This window comes from Xanthomonas sp. NCPPB 3583, from assembly GCF_041475715.2.
Lineage (GTDB): Bacteria > Pseudomonadota > Gammaproteobacteria > Xanthomonadales > Xanthomonadaceae > Xanthomonas > Xanthomonas euvesicatoria.
In genome coordinates, this window is the sequence record NZ_CM191263.1 from 2,310,774 (window position 1) to 2,337,501 (window position 26,728).

At 64.8% G+C, this 26,728-nt stretch carries 21 protein-coding genes and 1 riboswitch; of the genes, 12 read left to right on the plus strand and 9 right to left on the minus strand.

What is annotated here, in order from left to right; all coding sequences use genetic code 11:
* Nucleotides 1–15 precede the first annotated feature (15 nt).
* The 5 genes from infA to trxB form a co-directional block, all read right to left on the minus strand.
* Complete coding sequence (infA, locus tag ACCQ07_RS10175) at nucleotides 16–234, minus strand: translation initiation factor IF-1 (RefSeq protein WP_002813418.1); 219 nt, start codon at nucleotides 232–234, stop codon at nucleotides 16–18.
* An 80-nt stretch (nucleotides 235–314) separates the two neighbouring features.
* Complete coding sequence (gene aat / locus ACCQ07_RS10180) at nucleotides 315–1,067, minus strand: leucyl/phenylalanyl-tRNA--protein transferase (RefSeq protein ID WP_065628589.1); 753 nt, start codon at nucleotides 1,065–1,067, stop codon at nucleotides 315–317.
* 130 nt (nucleotides 1,068–1,197) lie between these two features.
* Entirely contained in the window at nucleotides 1,198–2,241 is a 1,044-nt protein-coding gene (locus ACCQ07_RS10185; RefSeq protein ID WP_372364048.1) for an NAD-dependent epimerase/dehydratase family protein, read from the minus strand.
* A gap of 253 nt (nucleotides 2,242–2,494) precedes the next feature.
* A complete protein-coding gene (locus tag ACCQ07_RS10190; RefSeq protein ID WP_372364050.1) occupies nucleotides 2,495–3,616 on the minus strand; it encodes a GNAT family N-acetyltransferase in 1,122 nt (373 codons plus the stop codon).
* A 57-nt stretch (nucleotides 3,617–3,673) separates the two neighbouring features.
* A complete protein-coding gene (gene trxB / locus ACCQ07_RS10195) occupies nucleotides 3,674–4,642 on the minus strand; it encodes a thioredoxin-disulfide reductase (protein WP_014090139.1) in 969 nt (322 codons plus the stop codon).
* 283 nt (nucleotides 4,643–4,925) lie between these two features.
* Here trxB and ACCQ07_RS10200 point away from each other — a divergent pair, with 283 nt between their 5' ends.
* The 3 genes from ACCQ07_RS10200 to lolA all read left to right on the plus strand — a co-directional run bounded on the left by ACCQ07_RS10200 (nucleotide 4,926) and on the right by lolA (nucleotide 10,098).
* Nucleotides 4,926–7,283, plus strand: coding sequence for a DNA translocase FtsK (locus ACCQ07_RS10200; protein WP_008575323.1), 2,358 nt, complete (start codon nucleotides 4,926–4,928; stop codon nucleotides 7,281–7,283).
* A 171-nt stretch (nucleotides 7,284–7,454) separates the two neighbouring features.
* Nucleotides 7,455–9,362 (plus strand): DUF3857 domain-containing transglutaminase family protein, encoded by a 1,908-nt coding sequence (locus ACCQ07_RS10205; protein WP_033478956.1) that lies wholly within the window; start codon nucleotides 7,455–7,457, stop codon nucleotides 9,360–9,362.
* Between the two features lie 64 nt (nucleotides 9,363–9,426).
* Entirely contained in the window at nucleotides 9,427–10,098 is a 672-nt protein-coding gene (lolA, locus tag ACCQ07_RS10210) for an outer membrane lipoprotein periplasmic chaperone LolA (RefSeq protein ID WP_057681709.1), read from the plus strand.
* Between the two features lie 116 nt (nucleotides 10,099–10,214).
* Here the strand turns inward: lolA and xopZ are convergent, their stop codons facing one another.
* Nucleotides 10,215–14,381 carry a XopZ family type III secretion system effector gene (gene xopZ, locus ACCQ07_RS10215; protein ID WP_372364057.1) on the minus strand — a complete coding sequence of 1,389 codons (4,167 nt, stop codon included), beginning with the start codon at nucleotides 14,379–14,381 and terminating at the stop codon, nucleotides 10,215–10,217.
* On the opposite strand from xopZ, the gene ACCQ07_RS10220 reads away from it, so the two are divergent.
* From ACCQ07_RS10220 to crcB, 3 genes are all read left to right on the plus strand, one after another.
* The gene (locus ACCQ07_RS10220) at nucleotides 14,310–14,615 is read left to right on the plus strand and encodes a hypothetical protein (protein ID WP_223648267.1); all 306 of its coding nucleotides are present in this window, start codon (nucleotides 14,310–14,312) and stop codon (nucleotides 14,613–14,615) included. The two genes, xopZ and ACCQ07_RS10220, sit on opposite strands and share 72 nt — an antisense overlap.
* Nucleotides 14,612–15,985: a replication-associated recombination protein A gene (locus tag ACCQ07_RS10225; RefSeq protein WP_029819381.1), complete on the plus strand. Its 1,374-nt coding sequence runs from the start codon at nucleotides 14,612–14,614 to the stop codon at nucleotides 15,983–15,985. The genes ACCQ07_RS10220 and ACCQ07_RS10225 overlap by 4 nt, the downstream gene beginning before the upstream one ends.
* Nucleotides 15,986–15,987: 2 nt before the next feature.
* A riboswitch (Fluoride riboswitch) is annotated at nucleotides 15,988–16,055 on the plus strand.
* 108 nt (nucleotides 16,056–16,163) lie between these two features.
* Nucleotides 16,164–16,565: a fluoride efflux transporter CrcB gene (crcB, locus tag ACCQ07_RS10230; RefSeq protein ID WP_057681707.1), complete on the plus strand. Its 402-nt coding sequence runs from the start codon at nucleotides 16,164–16,166 to the stop codon at nucleotides 16,563–16,565.
* A gap of 312 nt (nucleotides 16,566–16,877) precedes the next feature.
* Here the strand turns inward: crcB and ACCQ07_RS10235 are convergent, their stop codons facing one another.
* The 3 genes from ACCQ07_RS10235 to ACCQ07_RS10245 all read right to left on the minus strand — a co-directional run bounded on the left by ACCQ07_RS10235 (nucleotide 16,878) and on the right by ACCQ07_RS10245 (nucleotide 21,274).
* Nucleotides 16,878–18,083, minus strand: coding sequence for an acetyl-CoA C-acyltransferase (locus ACCQ07_RS10235; RefSeq protein WP_372364060.1), 1,206 nt, complete (start codon nucleotides 18,081–18,083; stop codon nucleotides 16,878–16,880).
* 161 nt (nucleotides 18,084–18,244) lie between these two features.
* On the minus strand, nucleotides 18,245–20,617 hold the full coding sequence (locus ACCQ07_RS10240) for a 3-hydroxyacyl-CoA dehydrogenase/enoyl-CoA hydratase family protein (RefSeq protein ID WP_372364062.1): 2,373 nt from the start codon (nucleotides 20,615–20,617) through the stop codon (nucleotides 18,245–18,247).
* Between the two features lie 24 nt (nucleotides 20,618–20,641).
* On the minus strand, nucleotides 20,642–21,274 hold the full coding sequence (locus ACCQ07_RS10245) for a TetR/AcrR family transcriptional regulator (protein ID WP_031422599.1): 633 nt from the start codon (nucleotides 21,272–21,274) through the stop codon (nucleotides 20,642–20,644).
* A 218-nt stretch (nucleotides 21,275–21,492) separates the two neighbouring features.
* Between ACCQ07_RS10245 and ndk the strand changes: the two genes are divergently transcribed.
* The 6 genes from ndk (at nucleotide 21,493) to bamB (ending at nucleotide 26,724) form a co-directional block, all read left to right on the plus strand.
* Nucleotides 21,493–21,918, plus strand: a complete 426-nt coding sequence (gene ndk / locus ACCQ07_RS10250; RefSeq protein WP_002812972.1) for a nucleoside-diphosphate kinase — start codon at nucleotides 21,493–21,495, stop codon at nucleotides 21,916–21,918.
* Nucleotides 21,919–21,936: 18 nt separating this feature from the next.
* A complete protein-coding gene (gene rlmN / locus ACCQ07_RS10255; RefSeq protein WP_008575352.1) occupies nucleotides 21,937–23,142 on the plus strand; it encodes a dual-specificity RNA methyltransferase RlmN in 1,206 nt (401 codons plus the stop codon).
* Between the two features lie 10 nt (nucleotides 23,143–23,152).
* Nucleotides 23,153–23,941: a type IV pilus biogenesis/stability protein PilW gene (gene pilW / locus ACCQ07_RS10260; RefSeq protein ID WP_071117220.1), complete on the plus strand. Its 789-nt coding sequence runs from the start codon at nucleotides 23,153–23,155 to the stop codon at nucleotides 23,939–23,941.
* Nucleotides 23,938–24,798: a RodZ domain-containing protein gene (locus tag ACCQ07_RS10265; protein WP_218495407.1), complete on the plus strand. Its 861-nt coding sequence runs from the start codon at nucleotides 23,938–23,940 to the stop codon at nucleotides 24,796–24,798. The genes pilW and ACCQ07_RS10265 overlap by 4 nt, the downstream gene beginning before the upstream one ends.
* A gap of 70 nt (nucleotides 24,799–24,868) precedes the next feature.
* Nucleotides 24,869–25,507: a YfgM family protein gene (locus tag ACCQ07_RS10270; RefSeq protein WP_008575358.1), complete on the plus strand. Its 639-nt coding sequence runs from the start codon at nucleotides 24,869–24,871 to the stop codon at nucleotides 25,505–25,507.
* Nucleotides 25,507–26,724 (plus strand): outer membrane protein assembly factor BamB, encoded by a 1,218-nt coding sequence (gene bamB, locus ACCQ07_RS10275; protein WP_008575359.1) that lies wholly within the window; start codon nucleotides 25,507–25,509, stop codon nucleotides 26,722–26,724. The genes ACCQ07_RS10270 and bamB overlap by 1 nt, the downstream gene beginning before the upstream one ends.
* The last annotated feature ends 4 nt before the right edge of the window (nucleotides 26,725–26,728 follow it).

The window sequence follows — 26,728 nt, forward strand, 5'->3', positions numbered from 1 at the left end:
CGGTACCAAAACCGCTTACTTCATGCGGTAGGTAATACGACCCTTGGTCAGGTCGTAGGGAGTCATCTCAACTTTGACCCGGTCGCCGGTCAGGATGCGGATGTAGTTCTTGCGCATACGTCCGGAGATGTGGGCGATGATTTCATGCCCGTTCTCCAGCTTGACCCGGAACGTGGTGTTGGGAAGCGTCTCGCTGACGCTGCCTTCGAATTCAATGGAGTCGTCTTTCGACATGTAATCCTGTGCAGTCACGGCTGGCCCGGCAGGGCCGTAAGGGACGGCATTTTACGCGCCATCTCCCCGCGGTGCAAATTTTATGTTAAGCGGGTCTCACACAGCTCGCTGGCGGCGTGTTCGCCGTAACGCGCAGACCAACTACCCGGCGGTTCCGTCAGGGCAACCTGGCGTTGCACCTGGTGCAAAAAGTCAGCGCGCGGCAAGCGTTCGGCGCCCAGGCTCAGCAGGTGCGGATTTTCCACCTGCGCATCGATCAGTGGCCACCCTCGGCCATGCAGATTGGCGGCCAAGGCGGCTAGTGCCACCTTGGAGCCGCCGCTTTCCCCGCTGAACATGCTTTCGCCAAAAAACATCCGGCCGATCGCGACGCCGTAGATCCCGCCAACCAGGCGCGCGCCGTCGAACACCTCGATCGAATGCGCGTGGCCGAGACGGTGCAAGGCGATATAGGCCTGCTGCATTTCCGCGGTGATCCAGGTGCCGTCCTGGCCAGGGCGCGGACTCGCAGCACAGGCGTCGATCACCTGTTCGAAGGCGGTATCGGCGCGAACCGTCCAGGTGCTTGCGCGAAGCTGGCGCTTGAAGCGAGAGGACAGGCGCACGCCGTCCGTGCGAAAGACCATGCGCGGATCCGGGCTCCACCACAGGATCGGTTGGCCTTCCGAATACCACGGGAAAATGCCGTGCGCGTACGCGTTGAGCAGGCGCTGGGGCGACAGATCTCCGCCAACGGCAAGCAGTCCGTCGGGATCGGTCAGGGCGGCCTCGGCAGGCGGGAATGGGGCCGAGGCGGAAGTGCCCAACACGGTGGGACGACGAAAGGGCGTCATCACGCCGGCCACCGGCCGGATCGCCACGGCGCGCCACGCATGCATGGAAATGGAGCGGCAAAGGGCATGGGCAGGTGCCTGGTTCGGTTCCGGCGATGGTACAGGTGCGCTTGCGGAGCACCCAGCCGGCTCAGGCCCGTCGCTGCCGTTCCCAGCTGGCGTAGTGCGCGTGCAAGGTCTGCTCGACCGGACGGTAGTCCACGCCCAACTCCTGGCGCGAGCGCCGGTTGTCCAGGCCGAAGCGGATGCCGAGATGGTTGCGAATGTACCTGGGGCTCAGCCCGAAGAAGGGGCCGAGCAGCCGCAACGCCAAACCGGGAATCTGCAGACGCGGCAACAGGTAAGGGCGGCGGTGGACCTTGCGCAGGAACCGCGCGATTTCCAGGAACGAGATCATCTGTGCCGAGGCGACGATGTAGCGGCCGTGCGCGCTGGGTCGCTTGGCCGCGGCGATATGCGCGTTGGCAACTTCACGCACGTCCACCGTGGCAAAGCTCAGGTCCGGCACACCATAGAAGAACAGGCCGCGCATCAGTTCGTCGAGCAGGAACAGGCTGCCCGAATCCGAGCCTGCGGCCGGGGACGGACCGAGCACCAGGCCGGGGTTGATGCAGACCAGGTCCCAGCGCTGCTGCGCACGGGACATGGCCCACGCCTCCTGCTCGGCGACCACCTTGGAGTAGTGGTAGGGATTGTGATCGAGGCTGCTGGTGGTGTTGAAGAAGGCTTCCGACAGCGTTTGCCCGGGCATGTCCAGCACGTCGCGGTAGTCGCCGAAGATCGCGCCGATGGTGGACGTGAGCACCACCCGCTCGACGCTGGAAGTCGCGTTCACCGTGGTCAGCACGTTCCTGACGCCTTGCAGCGCGGGTTCCAGCAGTTGGGTGCGGCCGTTCTTGATCTTTTCCGGCATCAGGAACGGCGAGGCGACGTGATGCACCACAGAGCAGCCCTGCATCGCGTCGGCGAAGGAGCCGGGTACCAGCAGGTCTGCTTCGAACAACCGCAATCGGTCCGGGTGGTCCGCCTGCAGCTGCCGTAAGGGCCGCAGCTTGGGCGAATCGTGCAGGCTGCGCACGGTGGCGTGCACGGTGTCGCCCGCTTCCAGCAACTGCTTCACCAGCCGGCAGGCGACATAGCCACTACCGCCGGTGACCAACACCGTTTGCTTCATGGGCCGATTCCGGTGCGGGCGACATGCCCGAATCAATAGTCAACGCTAGCATATTCTGCGGTAGCGTCCGCAAGTGCGGAATGATCGGGTACCAGGCACGGCAAATGCGCGGCCTGCGAGGGCTACGATGAGGACTGATGAACGGGTCTCGCGCAACGGCGCAGAGGCCTGCCACGTCAGGCGGTGCCTGGATTTGTGCGGCGGCGGTGCGATGTATCGGCCCGGGATGGGTGGAGAAGCCGCCGCAGGGCGATCACCCTTGGCGGAACGGCGAATGGCGCAGCAGGGCGGCGGCGTGCTGCTCGACCTCGGCCCGCTCTTGCGCGCACCAGTCCGCCAGCGGCTCGCGAAAGCCCGGATCGGCAATCCAGTGGCGGCTGCGCACCAGCGTCGGCAGAAAGCCGCGCGCGATCTTGTGCTGGCCTTGTGCGCCAGGTTCGAAGCGGGTCAGGCCTTCGCGCAGGCAATATTCGATGCCCTGGTAATAGCAGGTCTCGAAATGCAGGCCGGGCAGGGCTTCACCGCCCCAGTAGCGGCCATACAAGGTGTCCTTCCCGCGCAGGCAGAGTGCACCGGCGATGGGTTGCCCATCGAGGTCGGCCAGGAACATCACCAGTTGGCGCGGCATGGCCGTGGCCAAGTGCTGCAGGAACTGCGGCGTCAGCGCGGGCGAGTTGCCGTACTCGTTGAAGGTCTTGAGATAAAAGCCGTACATCGCGGCCAGCTCCGCATCGCTGGCCTCATCACCGTGCACCACGCGCAGTTGCACGCCGGCGCGCTGCACCTTGGCGCGTTCCTGGCGAATATTCTTGCGGTGCTTGTGATCCATCGCCGACAGGAACGTCTCGAAGTCGCCCCAGCCGCTGGCGTTGTGCCAGTGGTACTGCAGGTCGTTGCGTTCCAGCCAGTCGGCATCGAAGGCGGCGTCTTCACCAGCGGGGTAAAAGTTCACATGCGCCGACGACAGTCCGCTGCGCTCCACCAGCTCGCGCATCGCCTTCAGCAGGTGGCCGCGCCACGTGGGCGCACCGAGCAGGCGCGGGCCGGTGACGGGCGAGTAGGGCACCCCACACAGCCATTTGGGGAAGTAGTCCTGGCCATAGCGCGCGTACGCATGCGCCCAGGCATGGTCGAAGACGAACTCGCCGTGCGAGTTGTTCTTGAGGTAGCCGGGAGCCGCGGCGACCAGAGTGTCACCCTCCCACAAGGTCAGGTGCAGCGGGTTCCACCCCCAATCCGGGCGCAGGCAACCCTCACGTTCAAGGCCTTGCAGAAACGCGTAGCCGATGAAGGGATGCGTGCCATCGTGCAGCGCATCCCAGGCGCCGGCCGGCAACTCGTCCAGCTGGCGACACCAGCGTGCGGTTATGCCCATGCGGGCAGCCCCTCGGCGATGCTGGCCGCGTGGCGCGGCCGGCAATCAGGCGCCATCTCAGGCGCTCTTGTCGAGATAACGCTCGGCATCCAGCGCGGCCATGCAGCCGAAGCCGGCCGAGGTGATGGCCTGGCGGTAATGCTGGTCGGCCACGTCGCCGGCGGCGAACACGCCGGCCACCGAGGTCTCGGTCGCGGCGCCGTTCAGGCCGGAGCGGATTTCCAGGTAGCCGTTGTTCATTGCCAACTGGCCATCGAACAACTGCGTGTTCGGGTGATGGCCGATCGCCACGAAGAAGCCATGCGCATCGATGTCGCGGGTGCTGCCGTCGATGGTGGACTTCACTCGGACGCCGGTAACCCCGGCATCGTTGCCCAGTACCTCGTCGATGGCATGGTGCCAGACGGTCTCGATCTTGCCGGCGGCCACTTTGGCGAACAGCTTGTCCTGCATGATTTTTTCTGCGCGCAGCGTATCGCGGCGATGCACCAGGTAGACCTTGCGGGCAATGTTGGACAGGTACAGCGCCTCTTCGACCGCGGTGTTGCCGCCGCCGACCACCACCACGTCCTGGTCCTTGTAGAAGAAGCCGTCGCAGGTGGCGCAGGCGGAGACGCCACGCCCCTTGAAGGCTTCTTCGGTGGGGATGCCCAGGTACTTGGCGGTAGCGCCGGTGGCGATGATGAGCGCGTCGCAGGTGTACTCGGCCCCGTCGCCGATCAGCCGGAACGGACGCTGCGACAGATCTGCCGTGTGGATATGGTCGAAGATGACCTCGGTCTCGAAGCGCTCGGCATGCGCCTGCATGCGGCTCATCAGGTCAGGACCCATCAGGCCGTGGGGGTCGCCCGGCCAGTTGTCCACCTCGGTGGTGGTCATCAGCTGGCCGCCTTGCTGCAGCCCGGTGATGACCACCGGCTTGAGATTGGCGCGGGCGGCGTAGACCGCGGCGGTCCAGCCGGCCGGGCCGGAGCCCAGGATCAACAGGCGGGAATGCTTGGCGGGGCTGGCAGAAGAGGCGCTCATGTATACTCGCGATCTAGGAATTGGTAGGGCAGGCGAAGTAATTCGCGCCCCCGTGGCGGCATAGAGTGGCGGTCCCCACCCGGTGAATCAAGGCGGCGCGATGGAACTGCTTGAACCGCAGATGGCATGCTCCGCTCCAACCACGTGCTCGACGCCGCCTTGTGCGGCGTTTTTCGTTGAGCGGCGCTTGGTTGGATGGCCAGGGCGCATGCAAGTGCTGAAACCGTGGCTTCAGTCGTTTATTATCAAACACTAACAGCATTTTTCTAAGGTCTGGCTACAGGTGGCAAAGCAGGTTCCCGAACGCAGCAGCAAGCCCGCAGAGGGCAAACCGTCGTCGCGTAAGACGGCGGTGGCGGACAATCCGCGGCGGCAGAAGCTCTGGCGCGATCTGGCCTTGATCGCGGTGGCGCCGTTGCTGCTGTATCTGCTGGCCAGCCTGTTCACTTACTCGGCGACCGATCCGGGTTGGTCGCGCACCGGCAATCTGGTTGCGCCGATCCATAACATGGGCGGCCGATTCGGCGCCCTGGCGGCCGACGTGCTGCTGCAGCTGTTCGGGTATGTGGCTTTCCTGCTGCCGGTGCTGTTGGGAGCGGTCGCCTGGATCGCCTTGATCGGCGAGCGCGAGGAGCAGAGCCAAAGCGACCTGGGGCCGGCGCTGCGCCTGGTCGGGATGGTGGGGTTCCTGATTTCCTCGACCGGCTTCCTGCACCTGCGCCTGTTCCAGGGCGAGGTGGCCGAGGCCGGCGGCATCCTGGGCAAGTTGGTCGCCGGCTCGCTCAGTTCCGGCTTCGGTGCCTTGGGCGCGAACTTGTTCGTGTTGGTGCTGCTGCTGGTGTCGATCACCCTGGCGACCGGCTTGTCGTGGTTTGCGGTGATGGAGCGCATCGGCAAGTGGGTGCTAGCGCTGGGGCCGCTGATGCAGCGCAAGACCCATCAGGCCACCGAGTGGCAGCAGACCCGGGTGATGCGCGAAGAACGCGAGGAAGTGCGCAAGGTCGATGCGGTCAAGCAGGCCAAGCGCGAGCCGGTCAAGATCGAGCCGCCGCCGGCGCCGGTGGTGGAAAAGAGCGAGCGCGCCAAGCGCGACACCCAGATTCCGATGTTCCAGGGCGTCAGCACCGACGGCTCGGACCTGCCGCCGCTGGCGCTGCTGGACGACCCCAAGCCGCAGACCAAGGGCTATTCGGAAGAGACGCTGGAAACGCTGTCGCGCCAGATCGAGTTCAAGCTCAAGGATTTCCGCATCGAGGCGCAGGTGGTCGGGGCCTATCCGGGCCCGGTGATCACCCGCTTCGAGATCGAGCCGGCGCCGGGCATCAAGGTCAGCCAGATCAGCTCGCTGGACAAGGACATCGCGCGCGGGTTGTCGGTGAAATCGGTGCGCGTGGTGGACGTAATCCCGGGCAAGTCGGTGATCGGCCTGGAAATTCCCAATGTCAGCCGGGAGATGATCTTCCTCTCCGAATTGCTGCGCTCCAAGGAATACGACAAGTCGGCCAGCCCGCTGACGCTGGCCCTGGGCAAGGATATTGCCGGGCGCCCGACCGTGGCCGACCTGGCGCGCATGCCGCACTTGCTGGTCGCCGGTACGACCGGCTCGGGCAAGTCGGTGGCGGTCAATGCGATGGTGCTCAGCCTGCTGTTCAAGGCCTCGCACAAGGAACTGCGGATGCTGATGATCGACCCGAAGATGCTCGAGTTGAGCGTCTATCAGGGCATCCCGCACCTGCTGGCGCCGGTGGTCACCGACATGAAGGAGGCCGCCAACGGCCTGCGCTGGTGCGTGGCCGAGATGGAGCGCCGCTACAAGCTGATGAGCGCGGTGGGCGTGCGCAACCTGGCCGGCTTCAACAAGAAGGTCAAGGACGCCATCGACGCCGGCCAGCCGATGATGGACCCGCTGTTCAAGCCGAACCCGGAACTGGGCGAAGCGCCCCGGCCGCTGGAAACGCTGCCGTTCATCGTCATCTTCATCGACGAATTCGCCGACATGATGATGATCGTCGGCAAGAAGGTCGAAGAGCTCATCGCGCGCCTGGCGCAGAAGGCGCGTGCGGCCGGCATCCACTTGATCCTGGCCACGCAGCGGCCATCGGTGGACGTGATCACCGGCCTGATCAAGGCCAATATCCCCACCCGCGTGGCGTTTCAGGTCAGCTCCAAGATCGATTCGCGCACCATCCTGGACCAGTCCGGCGCCGAGGCGCTGCTGGGCAACGGCGACATGCTGTACCTGCCGCCGGGCACCGCGCTGCCGGATCGCGTGCACGGGGCTTTCGTCAGCGACGAGGAAGTGCATCGCGTGGTCGAGCATCTCAAGGCCAGCGGGCCGGTGTCCTACGTCGAAGGCGTGCTGGACGAAGTGCAGACCATGGGCGATGGCACCGTGGTCGGTGCCACCGGCTTGCCGGAAAGCAGCGGCGGTGGCGGCGACGAATCGGATCCCTTGTACGACGAAGCCTTGCGCATCGTCACCGAGACCCGGCGTGCGTCGATTTCCGGCGTGCAGCGGCGCTTGAAGATCGGCTACAACCGTGCCGCGCGTCTGATCGAAGCGATGGAGGCGGCCGGCGTCGTCAGCCCGCCCGAGCACAATGGCGACCGTACCGTGCTGGCACCGCCGCCGCCGAAGTAGGCGCCGGCGATGTCGTGGCGCATTCCCGGTGCAGCTTCCGATCGGGCGCCTGCAGCAATGCCGCATTGTTGGAAGCCCGTGCCTGTCATTGCCTGGCACAACGGCTACCCTGTGGGTGAGGGCCGCTCCGGCCCGCCGTGATCGAGACCCATGTTGCATCGTCCCTCGTTAGTGCTCGTGCTGCTCCTCTGTCTTCCGCTGCTTGCCCAGGCACAGCAACGGCCCGCGCCCACTGCCAGTGCTGCAACGCGCACGCAGGCCGACACCAATTACAGTTTCGTGCGCTACCGCGCCGACTACGAGGTGCGCGCCGACGCCAGCAGCGTTGAAACCGACGAATACGAGATCCTGCTCAAGACCAAGTCGGCCGTGGAGCAGTTCAGCCAGGTCCGGCTGAGTTATAGCGAGAAGATGGAAACGCTCGATGTGCTGCAGGCGTATACCGTCACGGCCGAAGGGCTGCGCCAGGACGTGGCGGCCGACAAAATCTATACCCAGGAAAGCTATTCCAGCGCCTCGGCAGCGATGTATGCCGACCGCAAGGTGAAAGTGGTGGTGTTCCCGAATCTGGCGCCGGGCGCGCGCATTGTGTACCGCGTGCGGCGGGCACAGAACACGCCGTATTTCCCCGGTTACTTCAGCCTGTGGGAGACCTTCAGCGTCTTCGCGCAGTACGACGATGCGGTGATTACGTTGGTCGCGCCGAAGGGGCTGCCGATGCATCTTTCTGCACGCGGGCTGCAGGGCAGCACCAAGCCGGTGGTGCGCGGCGACCAGGCACGCTGGGAGTGGCGCTACCAGCGCACCGCGCCGATGAAAAACCAGAACTGGAGCGCTGCGACCTGGGAGTTCAGCCCCACCTTGATGGCCAGCACCTTCGATAGCTGGTCGCAGATGGGCCTGGCGTACCACGTCAAAGGCGGGCGCGCTGCGGCGGTGACGCCGGCGATCCAGGCGCTGGCCGATGAGGTCACCCGCGGTATCGATTCCCCGCGCGCGCAGGCTGCCGCGCTGTATGCGTGGGTGGCGCGCAATATCCGCTACGTGGCGGTGTATCTGGGCAATGGCGGGCTGGAACCCAACAGCGCCGAGAGCATCCTGGCCAACCATTACGGCGATTGCAAAGACCACACCGTGATTCTGGAGGCCCTGCTTGCCGCCAAGGGGATTGCCAGCACCCCGGTGCTGATCGGGGCAGAGGGCGGCCCGACCTTGCCGCAGATCCCGGTGCTGGGCCGCTTCAACCACGCCATCACCTACATTCCCGCATTCGATCTGTACGTGGACTCGACCAACCCCTACGCACGCTTCGGCCAGTTGCCGGCCGGCGATCTCGGCGCGCCGGTGGTGCATACGCGCGATGGCAAGGTCACGCAGACGCCGCCGAACGACCGCAAGGTCAATCGCTATGTCGCCCGCACTGAATACCGGTTCACGCCGCAAGGCGATCTGCAGGGCACCACCACGCTCGACAGCGGGCAGACCGGCGAAGTGGGCTTGCGCGCGATGTTCGTGCAGCTCAATGCGCAGAATCGCAACCGGATCGAAGAGTCGATCCTTGCCCAGTCCGGTTTCGACGGCACCGGCGATCTGCTGATTCAGGGCGACCCGCTGGATCTGGATGCACCGTTCAACTACCGCTACACCTTCCAGGCCAAGGACGCGGTGGATTTCTCGGTGGTCGGCGGCATGACCTTGCCGGATATGCCAGGTGCCGAGTCAACGCGCGCCATCTACACCACCACCTCGGCCGAAAACAATCTGACCCCGTTTTACTGCAACGACAGCGTGCGCGAAGAAACCTACGTGGTGAGCTTTCCCGAGACGGTGCCGATCATCGCCATTCCGCGCAGCAGCACCTTTCGCAATGCCGCCGGCGAATACGTGGTTGAGTGGACACGGCAGGGGCAGACGGTCACCGCCGTGCATCGCCTGCAGCGTGCCGCCGTGCGCGGGCCACAGGCGTTGTGCCAGCCGCAGGATTACCGTGCGTTTCGCGAGCTCTACCAACAGGTTCGGCGCGGGTTTCGCGGGCAGATCGTCTATGGCGATCTGTCCAGGGTGCAGACGGCACGATGAGGCGGATTGCCGCGCACACGCCGCCATCTGAACATGCCGTGCGATAGCGCTCGCCCATTCATCTATGAAGTATCAGAATCTACGCATGTCCTTCTGGAAGACCGCGATGCATCGCCAGCTCCGTTATGCCGTCCTTGCCACTGCTCTGTTCGCCAGTACCGCGTTTGCCGGTGCGCGCCAGGAGCTGGACACCTTCACGCGAGGGTTGAAGGGACTGGATGGGCAGTTCAGTCAGCGGGTGACCGACGCGAACGGCCGGGTCAAGGAAACTTCGAGCGGGCGGGTCGCACTGGCGACACCGCGTCAGTTCCGTTGGGAATACGCCAAGCCCTATAAGCAGCTGATCGTGGCCGACGGCAAGAAGGTCTGGGTATTGGATCCGGATCTGGAGCAGGTCACCGTGCGCGCACAGGGCAGCGAAGAACAGAACAGCCCGCTGGTTGCATTGATCGACCCGGCGCTTCTGGACAAGAAGTACGATGTCAGCGAAGAAGCCGCGCCACGCGACGGCCTGCAATGGTTGTCGCTGACGCCCAAGGTGGACACCGACGCCAGCTTCCAGATCGCCTCGCTGGGGTTCGGCAAGGATGGCCTGGCCAGGATGGAAGTGGTGGACGCAGTCGGCCAACGCACCGCGATCAGCTTTAGCGGCTGGAAGCGCAACCCGGCGTTTGCTGCAGACACCTTCCGCTATACGCCGGCCAAGGGCGTGGACGTGGTGGGCGACGCGCAGTAGAAGCGTCTGCGGGGCTCTCGGGATGAACGCATGGCGCAGCGAGCGGCTGTGCCTGCGGGCGCGCAGCAGTTGTCGTGACCTGACGGATGCACCCGCACAGGAGCGATGCCACCACGCTACGGGACTGGCTCGTACGGGATCCACTGACCAACCGTCCGACTCGCCTCCGCTGCCTGGTTGGTCTGGCGTTTGATGAAGAAATCGAGGCCACGTTCGCGCTGGCGTTTGCCCTTTTCGCGCAGGATCAGGATGGTCGGTTCCCAAATGCTTGGGTGGCTGATCAGCTCATCGAACGCGCGATCGGCTTCTGCCGCTTGCGCTTCGCATCCGGCGACCCGCAATAGCTGGGCCTGCGCGCGCAGCGCGTCCAGGCGTGGTGCAGCCTCTGCCTGCAACACCCAGTCCACGATCAGCGAGGCGAACTTGTTGTCTTGCATGTGGAGGCGGACCCGGTCGATGAAGTCCTGCAACTGGCGCTCGGCCACCATATAGAGCCGCTGGTCATCGACCTTGCCCTGCAGTTTGGAGATTCCGTAGTGGGTCCATAACTGCCAGTTACGCTTCACTTCGCGTTCGAATGAGGCGAAATTGAAGAATTCGAAGCCACGATCGGTGCGCACGGGATCGATTTCGTTGTTGAACATCCACAAGGTGGAGAACGTCGTGCTGCCGGCCGAGCGCAGTTCCCTGCTGTAGCCGAGATCAAGCGTGGCCATGGACAGCCGCGCCACTGGTGTGGGCGGCGCATTGCCGGTGCCTGGGTGCGTCCACTGCCGGGCGACGACACTGGCCGATGCGCGCCCTGCGATCTCTACCCTGGATTGTGCGCTCGAATCCTTCAGCACCATGGTCATGTAGCCTTCGATCGGCGTCTGCGACCGGGAGGTTTCGCGCCGCGCTTTCACGCCGAGCGACGCGCCCAGGGTGGCGCGACGCGGTTGGCCATCCATGTTTCCCACGCGCACGCCGGCAGCGACGCTGAGGCTGGATTCGGTGGCCGAAGTATTGCGTTCGGCATGGCCGATCAAGCCAACGGTGATGCTGGGGTGGTGCGCCAGCAGCTCCCCCAGGAAGTCGCGCTCGCTCAACTGGCCTGCATCGTCGCCGGATTGCTCGGCCAGTTGCAGCAAGTGTTCGAACATGGCCAGGAATTGCGCGCGCTGCTCCAGCTCCTGGCCCTTGCCCCGTCGTGGTACGCGGATTTGCACGCCATGCTCGATGCCCGATTCCTTTTTCATGCGCCATTCGGCTGCGCCCGTGATACCCACCGGTGCGTGTTCGGTGCCCGGCAGCAGCACGCCCGCGCTAATGCCGGTACTGGCGTTGAACTGCCGCGCCTTCTGCCGCCCGATCTGCAGCGACAACCCGGTCCGCCCCATGTAAATCTCCACCGAGCGATCGGAACTGGTCTGGCCGCCCGCGGAGAGTTTCAGTCCCAGGCCGCTGGGGATGATCGCAAGTGCGGCCGACAGCGGCGTCGTATTGAGTCCGATCACCCGTTGCTCGGTAAGACGCAGCTTGTCGCGCCATTCCAGTCGTTCCATCAGGTTGCGCAGGCATTCGAACAGCGCACGTGGCGATCTGACGCGGGAGGTGTCGCCCTCGTGCAGAAGGCGACTTGCATGACCGATGGCCTGATGAAAGTGGGTGCGCGCGTCAGACGCCAGTTCTTCATCCAGGGTCGCTGCACCGACCGGCAGGTCGCTCGGCTGTCCGGCGTGGTCGAGCAGGCCACGCTGGATCAGACGCAGCGTTTCGGGCAGACGCATGCGGCCGGCGCGTAACGCACCCCACGCGGATGCGATGGCCGGATGGCACGCCGCCGGCTGCAGGTCGTCGGTCTCGTTCACGGAGGCAGCCACCGAGCGCTGAAGCTCCTGGGCACGCCGTTCGATCGTGCCCAGCACCTTGGCGGTGAAGGTCAGGTCGGTTGCGTTCTGCTCGTGTGGGAGCCATTGCACGTATTCCAACAGTGCCTGCATTGCCAGCTCGTCCTGCGACGGCATTCGCCCGCCAGCCAGCTGGATCTGGCGGCGCGCGACGAGCCAGCTGGTCAGGTGGCCGGCCGCTTCGCGAAAAGCGTCGTTGGCACGCCGCACGGCGGTGGGAAGCGCTTCGGAGGCGCCAACCTTCACTCCCAGCTCAAGTGCGTTGAAGGGATTGAGGGCGCGCCTGCCGCGCCGCCCACTGCCTGCGACCGCCCATTGCGCAAACATCTGCAGGCATGCGTTGACGCGCGCATAGGGTGAACCTGCCCGGGTGGTTTCGTAGCCATTGCGGAATGCGTGAAATGCGCTGCGCTGGGCATCGGTTGCAGACTGCAGGCCCTGCAGCGGCGAGTCTCCATGCACGGCATGGCGCGCTCCCATCTGCGCATCGCCCAGCCAGCTGCGTTCAGCCTGTTCTGCGTCCGGCGTCAGTGCAAGCCGGTGGCTGGCACGCAGGTGGACCTGCGCCGCCTCCAACCATTCCCTGGAGGGGGGCGTGGCTTCTTCGCGCAGCATGTGCGAAAGAACCTGCATGCCACGCGGAACGCTGGCCAACAGGCCGACGCAGGCGGTAACGGTCTCTATTGGCTGGGCCGCCTCGGCAGCGATGGAGACCTGTGGCGGCGGAATCAGCTCACGCAACCGCACCATGCCCAGGCGTCGCAGCACGTCGGCCGCTGCGGCAGCATCGCCTTCGCTGGCGATCGCCAAGGCCTGCAGGGCGATGCGCAAGGCGTCGACCGGCTGCAAGGCGTCGCCCCCGAACGCAGCGCTGCGGCCATGCAGACCGTCAGCCCAGGCGCGCAGAACCTGTCGACTCACGGGGTCGATGGTTTCCTCGCGAAAGCCGGGCAGGGCGCCAAGCAGTGCGTCCATGGTGTCGGCGACGATCTCGGCAGCGACGGGCCGGGCCTCATCGGCCGGCGGCTGCGCGGCTGCATGTTCCGCCACGCGCTGCATGTCGCCGTTCGCAGCTTCCAGCGCGTTGACCGTCTGTTCGTGCTGCCACACCTCCTCGGTGTTGATCCGCGACGAATGCCGCGCCTGCTGCAGTTTCGCCTCGACCTGGTCGAGGCGCTGCTGTAGGCGTCGCGCATGCCGCCGACAGCGCTCGGCATGCGTGCGTTGCAGGGTCAGCATGTTCTCGTTGCGTCCCAGCCGTGTGCGCAGTGCCTCGACTTCTCGGTTTCGCTCTGCAGCAAGGTGCGAGCCGAGCGTGCGCGAAGCCGGCCTGTTGGCAGAGTTGCCTGCTTGATCCGACTGCAACGCATCGCGTGCTTGCGCATACGCGCTTCGCAATCGATCGATTTCCGCGTTAGCTTCCGCAAGTGCTTGCTCTGCTTGTGCTGCCTGTGCCGAGCCGCGGCCGAAAAAGACCGCTTTGGCCAGCGCATCGCCGCGTGCGCGCGCCTGCCGCACTGCGTGCTCGAGCCGAGTGCAGGCGCGTTGCAGCTGTAAGCGATCGACGCCCTGCTGCGCGTCGGCCGAGGATGGGCCCGCGTGCGCTGCGACAGCGCGCGACGGCTGATCGTGCGGTAGCGCGTTCAATGCGGCGCGTGCGGAGAGGATGTCCGACTCGAGATCGTGGATCGCGGCCGCCACTGCATCAGTCTGCGCATTGCATCCATGCAGCTGTTGCAGCAGTTCGGCACGTTCGCGCGTCAGCGCGTTGATGCTGTCGCTCAGGTTGGCGGCGCGCCGGGCTCTCAGGGCCAACTGCTCGCGTGCAGCCTGTAGCGTTTGTGCATGCGCGTAGCTCAGCTCGTCCTGGCGACGCCGCCAGATGCGTGCGGCCAGATCGTTGTTGGATTGTTCCAGGCGGGCGATCAGGGCCTCATTGAGATGCTGGGTGGCATTGGACAGCAGCGGGGCTGCTCGCAGATCACGGGCGGCATCGGCGTTGCGATCCGATGGGCCGGCTGGTGTGTCCCGCGCGTACTGCACCGAGGAATAGCGCAGCAGGCTCGTATGTGGTTCTGGCGAACCGCTACTGAGCCCCAAGCGTTCTGCGGCCTTCCTGCAGGGACGCGGGAGGGCGTGTTTGCGTTTGGGAGCGGCCTTCAGTCCGGGATCGACGACGCTTGGCTGTCTTGCTTGCTCAAGTAGCGTCGCGGACCAACCCAGCGGATCTTCCTGTGCCTGGATCAGTTCCGCCTCGAACGCGCATGGGTCCGGAGTCGCCAATTTGTTGTGCGTCTGCCGCCGCGCAGAAGGCTTGGATGGATGCGCGATGGTCTCGGCCATGCCTGGAAGGCAAGCGGCGATGACGGAGGGGCGAAGCGGAATGCGAGGCATGGTGGAATCCGTGCGCTGAACCTGCCGCTTGCGCTTGCGCAGCTCGTGGCCGATGCGGAATGCCGGCAGGCGATTGCGGTCACTCGTTACTCAGTAACAGTATTGCGCTACGCAGTCGATGCGTTGCACCTGCGCGAAGTGGTCGCTTGGAAAGAGAACGTCGGCGTCCCAGCGATGGCCGAACACTGCGTTGTGGAACGTCCATCAGGCGCAGGCGGTAGAATGAAGGGGTGAGCAAAGCCAAACGTCCCGACTCGATCACACCCGATCTGCTGCACGTCGATCGCAGCGCCATGGGGCCCTTGGCAGAGCGGATGCGGCCGCGCACGCTTGACGAGATGGTGGGCCAGAAGCGATTGCTGGCTCCCGACAGCGCCCTGCGGCGCGCGGTGGAATCCGGCCGCGTGCACTCCATGATCCTGTGGGGCCCGCCGGGATGCGGCAAGACCACATTGGCCTTGTTGCTCGCGCATTACGCAGACGCCGAATTCAAGGCGATCTCGGCCGTACTCTCCGGCTTGCCGGAAGTGCGGCAGGTGCTGGCAGAGGCGGCGCAGCGTTTTGCCGGTGGCCGCCGCACCGTGTTGTTCGTCGATGAGGTGCATCGCTTCAACAAGGCCCAGCAGGATGCGTTCTTGCCGCATATCGAACGCGGCACGATTCTGTTCGTCGGTGCGACCACTGAAAACCCGTCCTTCGAGTTGAATTCAGCGCTGTTGTCGCGCTGCCGCGTGCATGTGCTGGAAGGCGTGTCGCCGCAGGATATTGTCGAAGCCTTGCAGCGTGCCTTGCGCGATGCCGAGCGCGGCTTGGGGGCAGAGACGATCCAGGTCAGCGAAGCGTCGCTGCTGGAAATCGCCAGCGCCGCCGACGGCGATGTGCGTCGGGCACTGACGCTGTTGGAAATTGCCGCGGAACTGGCGGCAGGCGAGGGTGGCGAGATCACGCCACAGACGTTGCTGCAGGTGCTGGCCGACCGTACGCGCCGCTTCGACAAGAACGGCGAGCAGTTCTACGACCAGATTTCGGCGTTGCATAAGTCCGTACGCAGTTCCAACCCGGATGCAGCGCTGTACTGGCTGACGCGCATGCTCGATGGCGGGTGCGACCCTGCGTATCTGGCGCGTCGGTTGACCCGCATGGCGATCGAGGACATTGGCCTGGCCGATCCGCGCGCGCAGAGCATGGCGCTGGAAGCCTGGGACATCTACGAGCGCCTCGGCAGCCCGGAAGGCGAGTTGGCATTCGCACAGCTGGTGCTGTACCTGGCCAGCACTGCCAAATCCAACGCCGGCTACGCGGCCTTCAACCAGGCCAAGGCCGACGTGCGCGCCACCGGCACCCAGGAGGTGCCGCTGCATCTGCGCAACGCGCCGACCAAGCTGATGAAGACGCTGGGCTACGGCCAGGATTACCAGTACGACCATGATGCCGAGGGCGGCATCGCGCTGGATCAGACCGGGTTCCCGGATGCGATGGGCGAGCGCGTGTACTACAACCCGGTGCCGCGCGGGATGGAGATCAAGCTGAAGGAAAAGCTCGATCGGCTGCGCGAGGCGCGCGCGCTGGCACGGGCTGACAAGGCCGGCAAGCCCACGGCATAATCGGCCGCACAGGAGATGGCATTCCTCCTCGAACCGCACGCACCTGCGCGCTGATGATGCCTGCCCACCCCGCCGGGGCGGCAGGCCTGTGCCCCGGCATCGCTTTTGACTCACAAAGGATGACGCCGATGTCGCACACTTTTTTTTCGAACACACGCTCTGGTCGCGGGGTGCGTGCATGAACGGACCGGTGTGGTGGCAACAGCTGTTGTTGGCAATGACCGGTGGCGCACTGGGATCGGGCTTGCGTTTTGCGATCGGTGCCTCGTTGATCCAGCGCTTCGGTACCGGCTTCCCTTGGGGAACGCTGACGGTGAACCTGCTCGGGTCGTTCGTGGCCGGCGTGTTGCTGGTCTGGCTGGATGCACGCGGGCCCTCGAGCTGGCCGCTGCGGGCCCTGTTGATCGTCGGCGTGATCGGTGGGCTGACCACGTTTTCGTCGCTGATGATGGAGTGCCTGGTGTTTGCGCGCACCGACCGCTCGACGATGATCGGCATCTATCTGGCGGTGACCTTGCTGGCTGGACTGGCGCTGGTCGTTGCAGGGGCGCGGACCGGTCAATGGTTGGTGGCGCGCTGAGCGTCGCCGTTTGCTAGCGGTATCTGCGGCGTCCCTATTGCGACAGCTGGATCGACGGCTTCAGGCCGCAGCGACATGACCGATGCATCAGAACGCAACGCTCAGCGTTTCACTGGGCACGCGGGGGATGTGCGTTGGAGCGCCGCGACGTTGGCAAGACCGCATTGACCGAGAAAGGAAAGGGCGTGCTTGCGCACGCCCTTTTGGGCACAGCATGGCGATGTGATCCTTAACACCTGATCTCCGCGGATGGATGACACAGATGGAAACACCAGATCGACCCGGAAGGCCGACCCGGCGCTCCAACGCGCTTCACAGCGCTTCGATGATGCCCGCAGCGCCCATGCCGGTACCGATGCACATGGTGACCATGCCGTACTTCTGCTGACGACGGCGCAGGCCATGCACCAGCGTGGCGGCACGGATCGCGCCGGTGGCGCCCAGCGGGTGGCCAAGGGCGATTGCGCCACCCAGCGGATTGACCTTGGATGGATCCAGTTCGCTGTCGCGGATCACGGCCAACGCCTGTGCGGCGAAGGCTTCGTTGAGCTCGATCCAGTCGAGTTGATCTTTGGTCAGCCCGGCCTGCTTGAGCGCCTTGGGAATGGCGGCGATCGGTCCAATGCCCATGACTTCCGGGCGCACGCCGGCTACCGAGAAGCTGACAAAACGCGCAAGCGGTGTGAGGCCGTAATCCTTGATCGCCTGCTCGGAGGCCAGCAGCACGGCACCGGCGCCATCGCTCATCTGCGAAGAATTACCGGCGGTGACGCTGCCGCCGAACTGGCCGTTGCGGAACACCGGGCGCAACTTGGCCAGGCCCTCGAGCGAGCTATCCGGACGCGGGCCTTCGTCGGTGTCGACCAGGCGCTTGCGCAGCGCGATGACGTTGCCTGCCAGATCGGGCTGGTGCGAATGGATTTCGTACGGAGTGATTTCGTCGCGGAACTCGCCGGCGGCAACTGCGGCGATCGCCTTTTGATGGGAGGCCAGCGCAAAAGCGTCCTGGTCTTCGCGCGACACCTTCCACTCTTCTGCGACCTTCTCGGCAGTGATGCCCATGCCATAGGCAATGGCCACATGGTCGTCGGCGAACACGCTTGGCGACATCGCCACCTTGTTGCCCATCATCGGCACCATCGACATCGACTCGGTACCGCCGGCCAGCATCAGGTCGGCATTGCCCAGCCGGATCTGGTCGGCGGCCATGGCGATGGCCTGGATGCCGGACGAACAGAAGCGGTTGATGGTCTGACCGGCCACCGAATTGGGCAGGCCCGCCAGCAACACGCCGATGCGCGCCACGTTCATGCCTTGCTCGCCTTCGGGCATGGCGCAGCCGATGATGGCGTCGTCGATGCGCGAGGTATCGATGCCCGGCGCCTGCGCGACCACGGCGCGCAGCACATGCGCCAGCATGTCGTCGGGACGGGTATTGCGGAACACGCCCTTCGGCGCCTTGCCCACCGGCGTACGCGTGGCGGCAACGATGTAGGCTTCTTGAATCTGCTTGCTCATGGCTATCTCCGATAGCCGGGATTCGGGATTCGGGATTTGGGATTCGTCAAAGCGAATCCGCGTGCCCGAATGTTCCTGCCCGGCGGATGAATTTGGTGGAAGCGAGAAAGTTGGAGGGCGGGGACCCGCTGTTACGAATCCCCAATCCCCAATCCCGATTCTCAGTTCCTGAGTGGCTTACCCGTCTTGAGCATGTGCCCAATCCGCGCCTGGGTCTTTTCCTGCTGGGCCAGTTCGACGAAGTGCTTGCGCTCCAGCTTGAGCAGCCATTCCTCGTCGACCAGTGCGCCGCGATCGACTTCGCCGCCGCACATCACCGTGGCGATGCGGCTGGCGATTTCGTAGTCGTATTCGCTGATGAAGCGGCCTTCCAGCATGTTGACCAGCAGCATCTTGAAGGTGGCGATGCCGACGTCGCCGGCGACCTGGATGCGGCGTGCCGGCAGCGGGGCGCGGTAGCCGCCCTCGGCCAGCGCGCGCGCTTCGGCCTTGGCGATGTGCAGACTCTCGTAGCTGTTGAACACCACCTTGTCGGTGGCACGCAGCAGGCCCAGTTCCTTGGCATTGACGGCCGAGTTGGAGACCTTGGCCATTGCCACGGTCTCGAAGGTCTTCTTCAGCTCGGCGAACACGTCGCCGCCCGGACCTGCGGCGATCGAGGCACGCACCGCAATTTCCTTCAGGCCACCACCGGCCGGCAGCAGGCCGACGCCGGCTTCGACCAAGCCGATGTAGCTCTCCAGCGAAGCCACGGTCTTGGCGCTATGCATCTGGAATTCGCAGCCGCCGCCCAGCGCCAGGCCACGCACGGCCGAGATCACCGGCACCTGCGCGTACTTGATGCGCTGGCTGGTGGCCTGGAAATTGGCGACCAACGCTTCGAACGCATCGACCTTGCCGGCCTGCAGCAGGCCAAGCGCGCCGGCCAGATCGGCACCGGCGGAGAAGGGCTCCTTCTGCTGCCAGATCACCAGACCGGCGAAGTCTTTCTCGGCGCGGCCAACCACTTCCTGCAGGCCATTGAGCACGTGGTCGGAAACGGTGTTCATCTTGGTCTTGAAGCTGACCACGGCGATGTCGTCGCCGTCGTGCCACATGCGCACGCCGTCATTTTCGAACACGGTTTCGCCCGGCGAGAACTGCTCGCCCAGCAACGGATCGGGGAAGCGCTGGCGCTTGTACACCGGCAGCGACGAGCGTGGCAGCTTGGCGTCGCGCGCCGGGCTGTACGAGCCTTCGGCGCCATGCACGCCATCGCGACCGTCGAACACCCAGTTCGGTAGTGGCGCGCTGCTCATGCTCTTGCCGTTGGAGATGTCTTCGGCAATCCACTGCGCCACCTGCTTCCAGCCAGCGGCCTGCCAGGTCTCGAACGGGCCCAGCGACCAGCCGTAGCCCCAGCGGATCGCCAGATCCACGTCGCGTGCGGTCTCGGCGATATCGGCCAGGTGGTAGGCGCTGTAGTGGAACAGGTCGCGGAAGCTGGCCCACAGGAACTGCGCCTGCGGGTGCTGGCTTTCGCGCAGCTTGGCGAATTTTTCGGCCGGGTTCTTGATCTTGAGGATCTCGACCACTTCCGGCGCGGCGCTACGATCGGCCGGGCGATAGTCCTGCTTCTCCAGGTCGACCACCACGATGTCCTTGCCGACCTTGCGGAAGATGCCGGCACCGACCTTCTGGCCCAGCGCGCCCTTGCCGATCAGCGCATCCAGCCACTTCGGCGACTTGAAATACTGATGCCACGGGTCGTCGGGCAGGGTGTCGCCCATGGTCTTGATGACGTGCGCCATGGTGTCCAGGCCGACCACATCGGAGGTGCGATAGGTGGCCGACTTTGGGCGACCCACCAGCGGGCCGGTCAGCGCATCGACTTCGTCGAAGCCCAGGCCGAATTCCTGCGTGTGGTGGATGGTGGACAGGATCGAGAACACGCCGATGCGGTTGCCGATGAAGTTCGGGGTGTCCTTCGCATACACCACGCCCTTGCCGAGCGTGGTCACCAGGAAGGCTTCCAGGCCTTCCAGTACCGCCTTGTCGGTGCCCTTGGCCGGGATCAGCTCGGCCAGGTGCATGTAGCGCGGCGGATTGAAGAAATGCACGCCGCAAAAGCGGTGGCGCAACTGCTCGGGCAGCACGTCGGAGAGCTTGTTGATGCCCAGGCCGGAGGTGTTGGAGGCCAGCACGGCATGATCGGCCACGAACGGGGCGATCTTCTTGTACAGGTCCTGCTTCCAGTCCATGCGCTCGGCGATCGCTTCGATGATCAGATCGCAGTCGCGCAGTTGTTCCAGGCCGCTCTCGTAATTGGCCGGCGTGATCGCCTCGGCCAGCGCCTTGCTGGCGAGCGGGGCGGGGCTCAGCTTGCCGAGATTGGTGATCGCCTTGAGTACGATGCCGTCTGCCGGGCCTTCCTTGGCGGGCAGGTCGAACAACACGGTGTCGACACCGGCATTGGTGAGGTGCGCGGCGATCTGCGCACCCATGACGCCGGCACCGAGCACGGCGGCACGACGGACTAGCAACGGGTTGGACATAGCGATAGGCCTCTTGTGGAACGTTTACAGTGTGGAATGAGCGCGGAACCCGGGTTCCGCGAAACGGATGAGTTCGCGCGCCGCGCGCGCACGATGGTCGGCCTCGCTGACGCCCGCAGGCCGCTTGATGAGCCCGAAATCGGCCATGGCATAGGTCAGTGCGCCGGCCAGGAAGTCCAGCCGCCAATACAGCTCTTCCTTGCTCAGGCCCGGCACGCAGCCGGCGATGGCCTTGCCGAATTCGCGCAGCACATGTCCGTAGTGGTCGGACAGGAACTTGCGCAGGTTGTCGTTCTTTTCCGCGTAAGCGCGCGCAATCACGCGTACGAACGCGCCGCCGTTCTGGCGGTCCTGCGCCATGGCCAACGCCGGCTCGACGAAGGCAGCGAGCACGGCCGTGAGCTCGCCGGGCTGGGACTTCTTTGCCGTTTCCAGCTGCTGCAGGCGCGCGGCGGTCATCTCGTCCATGCGCCGGCGGAACACCTCGTTGACCAGGTTTTCCTTGGAGCCGAAATGATAGTTGACCGCGGCGATATTGACGTCGGCCTGCGTGGTGAGCTGGCGCAGCGACGTGCCGGCGAACCCGTGCTGGGCGAACAGCTCCTCGGCCGCACCGAGAATGCGGTCCTTGGTGGAGAAGTGGGCGGGCTTGGGCATGCGCGAAGAGGGGACTCAATCAAACGATTGTTTGAGTCTACGGGCTCGCCTGCGAGCGGGTCATGTCGCAACGCAGCACGATTCAGGGGGCGGTGTGCAAACGTAGCGTTGACGAGATAGAATTGACCATCGCAAAGAAGCCTAAGCCCGCGTTTTGTCGCGGGTTTTTTTCATGATAACCTCGGGCCTTCAGTGGCCCGCCCAACGGAGAACTTCCCATGGCGCTGGAGCGCACCCTGTCCATTATCAAGCCCGACGCCGTTGCCAAGAACGTCATCGGCGAAATCTACAGCCGCTTCGAAAAGGCTGGCCTGAAGGTCGTGGCCGCCAAGTACAAGCAGCTGTCGCGCCGTGAAGCCGAAGGCTTTTACGCCGTTCACCGCGAGCGTCCGTTCTTCAACGCGCTGGTCGAGTTCATGATCTCCGGCCCGGTGATGATCCAGGCGCTGGAAGGCGAGAACGCCGTTGCCGCACATCGTGACCTGCTGGGCGCGACCAATCCCAAGGACGCTGCGCCGGGCACCATCCGCGCCGACTTCGCCGATTCGATCGATGCCAATGCCGCCCATGGCTCGGATTCGGTCGAGAACGCTGCCAACGAAGTCGCGTATTTCTTTGCTGCCACCGAAGTGGTCTCGCGCTGAGGCCGAGTGAGTCGAATCGTGAATGAGGTCGTGATCCCTTCCGTGCTGCAGGACGGCTCCGTCCGTCCCCCGGAGCCGCGCAAGCAGAACCTGCTCGACCTCGATCGCGAGGGTCTGGAGCGCTTCTTCGCCGACACGCTCGGCGAGGCGCGTTACCGTGCCCATCAGGTGATGAAGTGGATCCACCATCGCTACGTCACCGATTTCGACCAGATGACGGACCTCGGCAAGGCGCTGCGTGCGAAGTTGCACCAGCATGCCGAGGTCCTCGTCCCGAACGTGGTGTTCGACAAGCCTTCGGCCGACGGCACCCACAAATGGCTGTTGGCCATGGGCGCCGACGGCAAGAACGCCATCGAAACCGTGTATATCCCCGACAAGGGCCGCGGCACGCTGTGCGTGTCCTCCCAGGTCGGTTGCGGCTTGAACTGCACCTTTTGTTCGACCGCCACCCAGGGCTTCAACCGCAACCTCACCACCGCCGAAATCATCGGCCAGGTGTGGGTGGCGGCGCGCCATCTGGGCAATGTGCCGCACCAGCAGCGCCGTCTCACCAATGTGGTGATGATGGGCATGGGCGAGCCGCTGATGAATTTCGATAACGTCGTGCGCGCGATGAGTGTGATGCGCGACGATCTTGGCTACGGCCTGGCCAGCAAGCGGGTCACGCTGTCGACCTCCGGCCTGGTGCCGATGATCGACCGGCTCTCCACCGAAAGCGACGTGTCGCTGGCGGTCTCGCTGCATGCCGCCAACGACACGCTGCGCGAGAGCCTGGTGCCGTTGAACAAGAAATACCCGATCGCCGAGCTGATGGAGTCGTGCGCGCGCTACCTGCGCGGCAGCAAGAAGCGCGATTCGGTGACCTTCGAATACACCTTGATGAAAGGCATCAACGACCAGCCGGAGCATGCGCGCCAGTTGGCCAGGTTGATGCGGCAGTTCGACAACGCGGTGCAGTCCAAGGACGCCGGCAAGGTCAATCTGATTCCGTTCAATCCATTTCCTGGAACGCGCTATGAGCGCTCGGGCGAGACCGAGATTCGCGCGTTCCAGAAGATCCTGCTCGATGCGCAGGTGCTGACGATGGTTCGCCGCACCCGTGGCGACGACATCGATGCCGCATGCGGGCAGCTCAAGGGGCAGGTCATGGACCGTACCCGTCGCCAGGCGGAGTTCCGCCGCACATTGGAAGGGCAGGCCGATCGAGATGCGGCAGCGTGAACTCGCTTTAATGGCGGCCGTGGCGATCGCGCTGAGCGCGGTCGGCTGCGGTGGTCGCAATGCCAAGGCCGGCTCGGCCAAGAGCGTGGAGGAAGTCGCGCCGGTGTACTCTTTCCGCGACGACAAGGCCACCAAGAATCGCCTGGCTGTCCAGGAAAAATTAGGCCTGGCGCGCAATCGGCTGCAGACCGGCGATTACGCCAGCGCCGAAGAGCAGGTGCGTGCGGCCTTGAAAAAAGATCCGCAGTCGGTGGATGCCATCGGCTTGCTGGCGCTGATTCAGGGCGCCAGGGGCGATACGGCGGCGGCTGGTGCGTCGTACCGGCAGGCCGCAGAACTCGCACCGCAACGCGGCGACGTGCTGAATAACTATGGCGCCTGGTTGTGCGCGAATGGCTCGCCCGCCGAAGCGTTGACATGGTTCGATCGTGCGCTGGCCGACCGGACGTATGCCTCGCCTGCGTCTGCCTTGGGCAATGCCGGCGGTTGCGCGCTCAAGGCAGGACAGCCTGAGCGAGCAGCGGGCGATCTGCGCAAAGCGCTCGATCTCGACCCGAATAATCCGTATGCGCTCGAATCGATGGCACGTCTGGAAGCCGGGCGCCGCAATTATTTCGAAGCCCGCGCTTTTATCGAACGCCGCCTTGCGGCTGCACCGGCAACTGCTTCCGTGTTACAACTGGCCATTCAGATTGAGCAAGGGCTAGGCGACAAGGTAGCTGCCGGCCGTTACCAACAGCGGTTGGTCAAGGAATTCCCTGACGCAGCGACCGCTACTCCCGGGGCCAATGCATTGTGATCAGTGATTCCAATCCGAACCTTTTCGAGCAGGAAAAGGGCTGCGGACAGCATTTGCGCGAAGCGCGCGAGGCAGCAGGTCTGAGCGTGGACGAGGTGGCCGGCAAGCTGCGCATGCCGGCCCATGTGGTGCACGCGTTGGAGCAGGAGGACTGGCAGCGGCTGGGCGCGCCGGTGTTCGTACGCGGGCAGCTGCGCAGCTATGCGCGCTTGTTGCAGGTCGATCTGGAGCCGCTGTTGCAGCAGGCCACCATTGCGCCGATCGAGCCGGTCAAGCTGGTCAGTCACACGCATACGCCGCGTGCGCGGCGCATTCTCGAAAGCACCGCGCGCAAGGCCATGTATGTGGTCATCACCGGCGTGTTTGCGGTGCCGGTCTGGTACGCGACGCGCTCGCATCTGGATGGCAAGGCGCCTAGCACGGTGTCCTTGGACAGCATGCCTGAGGCTGCAAAGTCCGCTGCGCCAGGTACGCCGGCAACGCAGCCGGCCGCCGCGCCGCGCGAGCAGCCGGCGCCGTATATCGCGTCGATGACCCCGGTGCCGCGTGCGACCGCCGACGCCAAGGCGCCTGCGGCAGCAGCTGCTCCCGGCGGCAGTTTGTCGCTGAGTTTCAGCGGCGACAGCTGGGTGCAGATTTTGGCACCGGATGGCAGTGCGGTGGAAAAAGCCCTGATACGTGCCGGTGAACAACGCACGTATTCGCCCGGTCAGGTGGGGCGCATCGTGCTCGGTAATGCCTCGGCGGTACAGGTTCAGCAAGGCGGCAGTATCGTCGACGTGAAACCGTTCCAGCGCGCTAACGTGGCCCGTTTTGCGGTATCCTCCGACGGCTCCGTGGTACCTGCTTCCGAGTGAAGCGGACTGCGGTTTTTCATTTATCCCTTTTGATGTTCCGTGCCTCCGGGATGACGGAGCGAGAGTACGCATGGCGATCGACGATCTGCTGGACGAACACGAACAAGGCGAACGCGTTCGTTCCTGGTTGAGAAAGAATGGCGCAGGTCTGGTGGGCGGTGTCCTGCTTGGTCTGGCACTGATCCTGGGCTGGCAGTGGTGGCAGACGCGCACCAATACCGCATTGGTCGAGGCCAATGGCCGCTACGAGGCGGTGGTGAAGTCGATTCAGGCCAAGGACCTGGACAAGGCCGCCAAGGACATCGTGGCACTGGACGACGGCAAGGGCGGTATTTATGCCGAGCTGGCGGCGCTGCGGCTGGCCAAGGCCCAGGTCGATGCCGGCAAGAATGCCGAAGCGATCAAGACCTTGCGCGACGTGCCCGCCGAAGGCGAGCTCAAGCAGATCGTGCAGCAGCGCCTGGCGCGCGTACTGACCGAAAGCGGCAAGCCCGACGAAGCGATCAAGCTGCTGGCCGACGCGCAGGACCACGCCAGCCTGGAGATTCGCGCCGATGCATTGGTCGCGCAGGGCAAGCCGGATGAGGCGCGTGCGCTGTACACCCGCGCCCTGACCACGGTGGATGTGGCTTCGCCGCAGCGCCGGTTGCTGGAAACCAAGCTGATGGATGTGGGCGGCAAGGTGCCCGATCCGGCGGAGCAGATTTGATGAAGCAGGTTGATATGTATAAGCGCGTTGCGTTGATTGCCGTGATGGGTCTGTCGCTGGCTGGCTGCAGCACCGTGAAGGGCTGGTTCGCCGGGAAGGACGCTGCTGCCAAGAAGGCGCAGGAACCTGCCGAGCTGGTGAAGTTCGAGCCGTCGGTCAAGGTCGAGAAGATCTGGTCTGCCGGTGTGGGCAAGGGTGAAGGGCATATCGGTGTCCGTCAGCGCCCGGCCGTGGCCGATGGCAAGGTGTATGCAGCGGCGATCACCGGTGGCGTGGAGGCACTCGACCTGCAGACCGGCAAGCGCGTGTGGGAATACAAGCCCAAGAAAGAAGAGCGTAACGACCGCAAGTTCAAGCAGCGCCTGTCCGGTGGTCCCGGTGTGGGCGAGGGCCTGGTGGTGATCGGTAGCCTGTCCGGCGATGTGATCGCCTTGAACCAGGCCGACGGCACTGAAAAATGGCGGGCCAAGGTGCCGAACGAAGTGATTGCTGCGCCGGCCATTGCACAGAACCTGGTGCTGGTGCGTAGCAACGACGGTCGCGTGACTGCGTTTGATGCGGCAACCGGCGAGCGTCGCTGGTTCCATGCCGAAGAAGGCCCGACCTTGTCCGTCCGCGGCAATGCGCCGATCGTGACCGGCCCGGGCGTGGTGTTCGTCGGTAACGACAGCGGCACCTTGAGTGCGCTGGCGCTGCAGGACGGTCGCCCGTTGTGGGAGCAGGCCATCGGCGTGCCGGAAGGCCGTACCGAGCTGGAGCGCATGTCCGATGTGGATGGTGCGCCGGTGCTGGATGGCACCACGCTGTACGCGACCAGCTTCAAGAATGAAACCCTCGCACTGGAAGGCCCGAGCGGCCGTCCGCTGTGGACGCGCGATCACGGCGGCGCCGGTGGCGTTGGTGTGTCGTCGGCCGTCGTGGTGGTGTCCGACAATGCTGGATCGGTGTGGGGGCTGGACAAGAGCAGCGGTGCGGCGATGTGGTCGCAGGCTGCGTTGGCACGCCGTTCGCTGACCGGTGTGGCCATCCAGGGCGATTACGCCGTGGTCGGCGACTACAAGGGCTATCTGCACTGGCTGAAACTCAGCGACGGCGCACTGGCTGCGCGCGCACGTGCCGGACGCGATACGCTGCTGGCGCAGCCGCAGGTGGTCGACGGCATTTTGCTGGTACAAAACACCGACGGCGATCTCACCGCCTTCCGGTTGGCACAATAAGGAC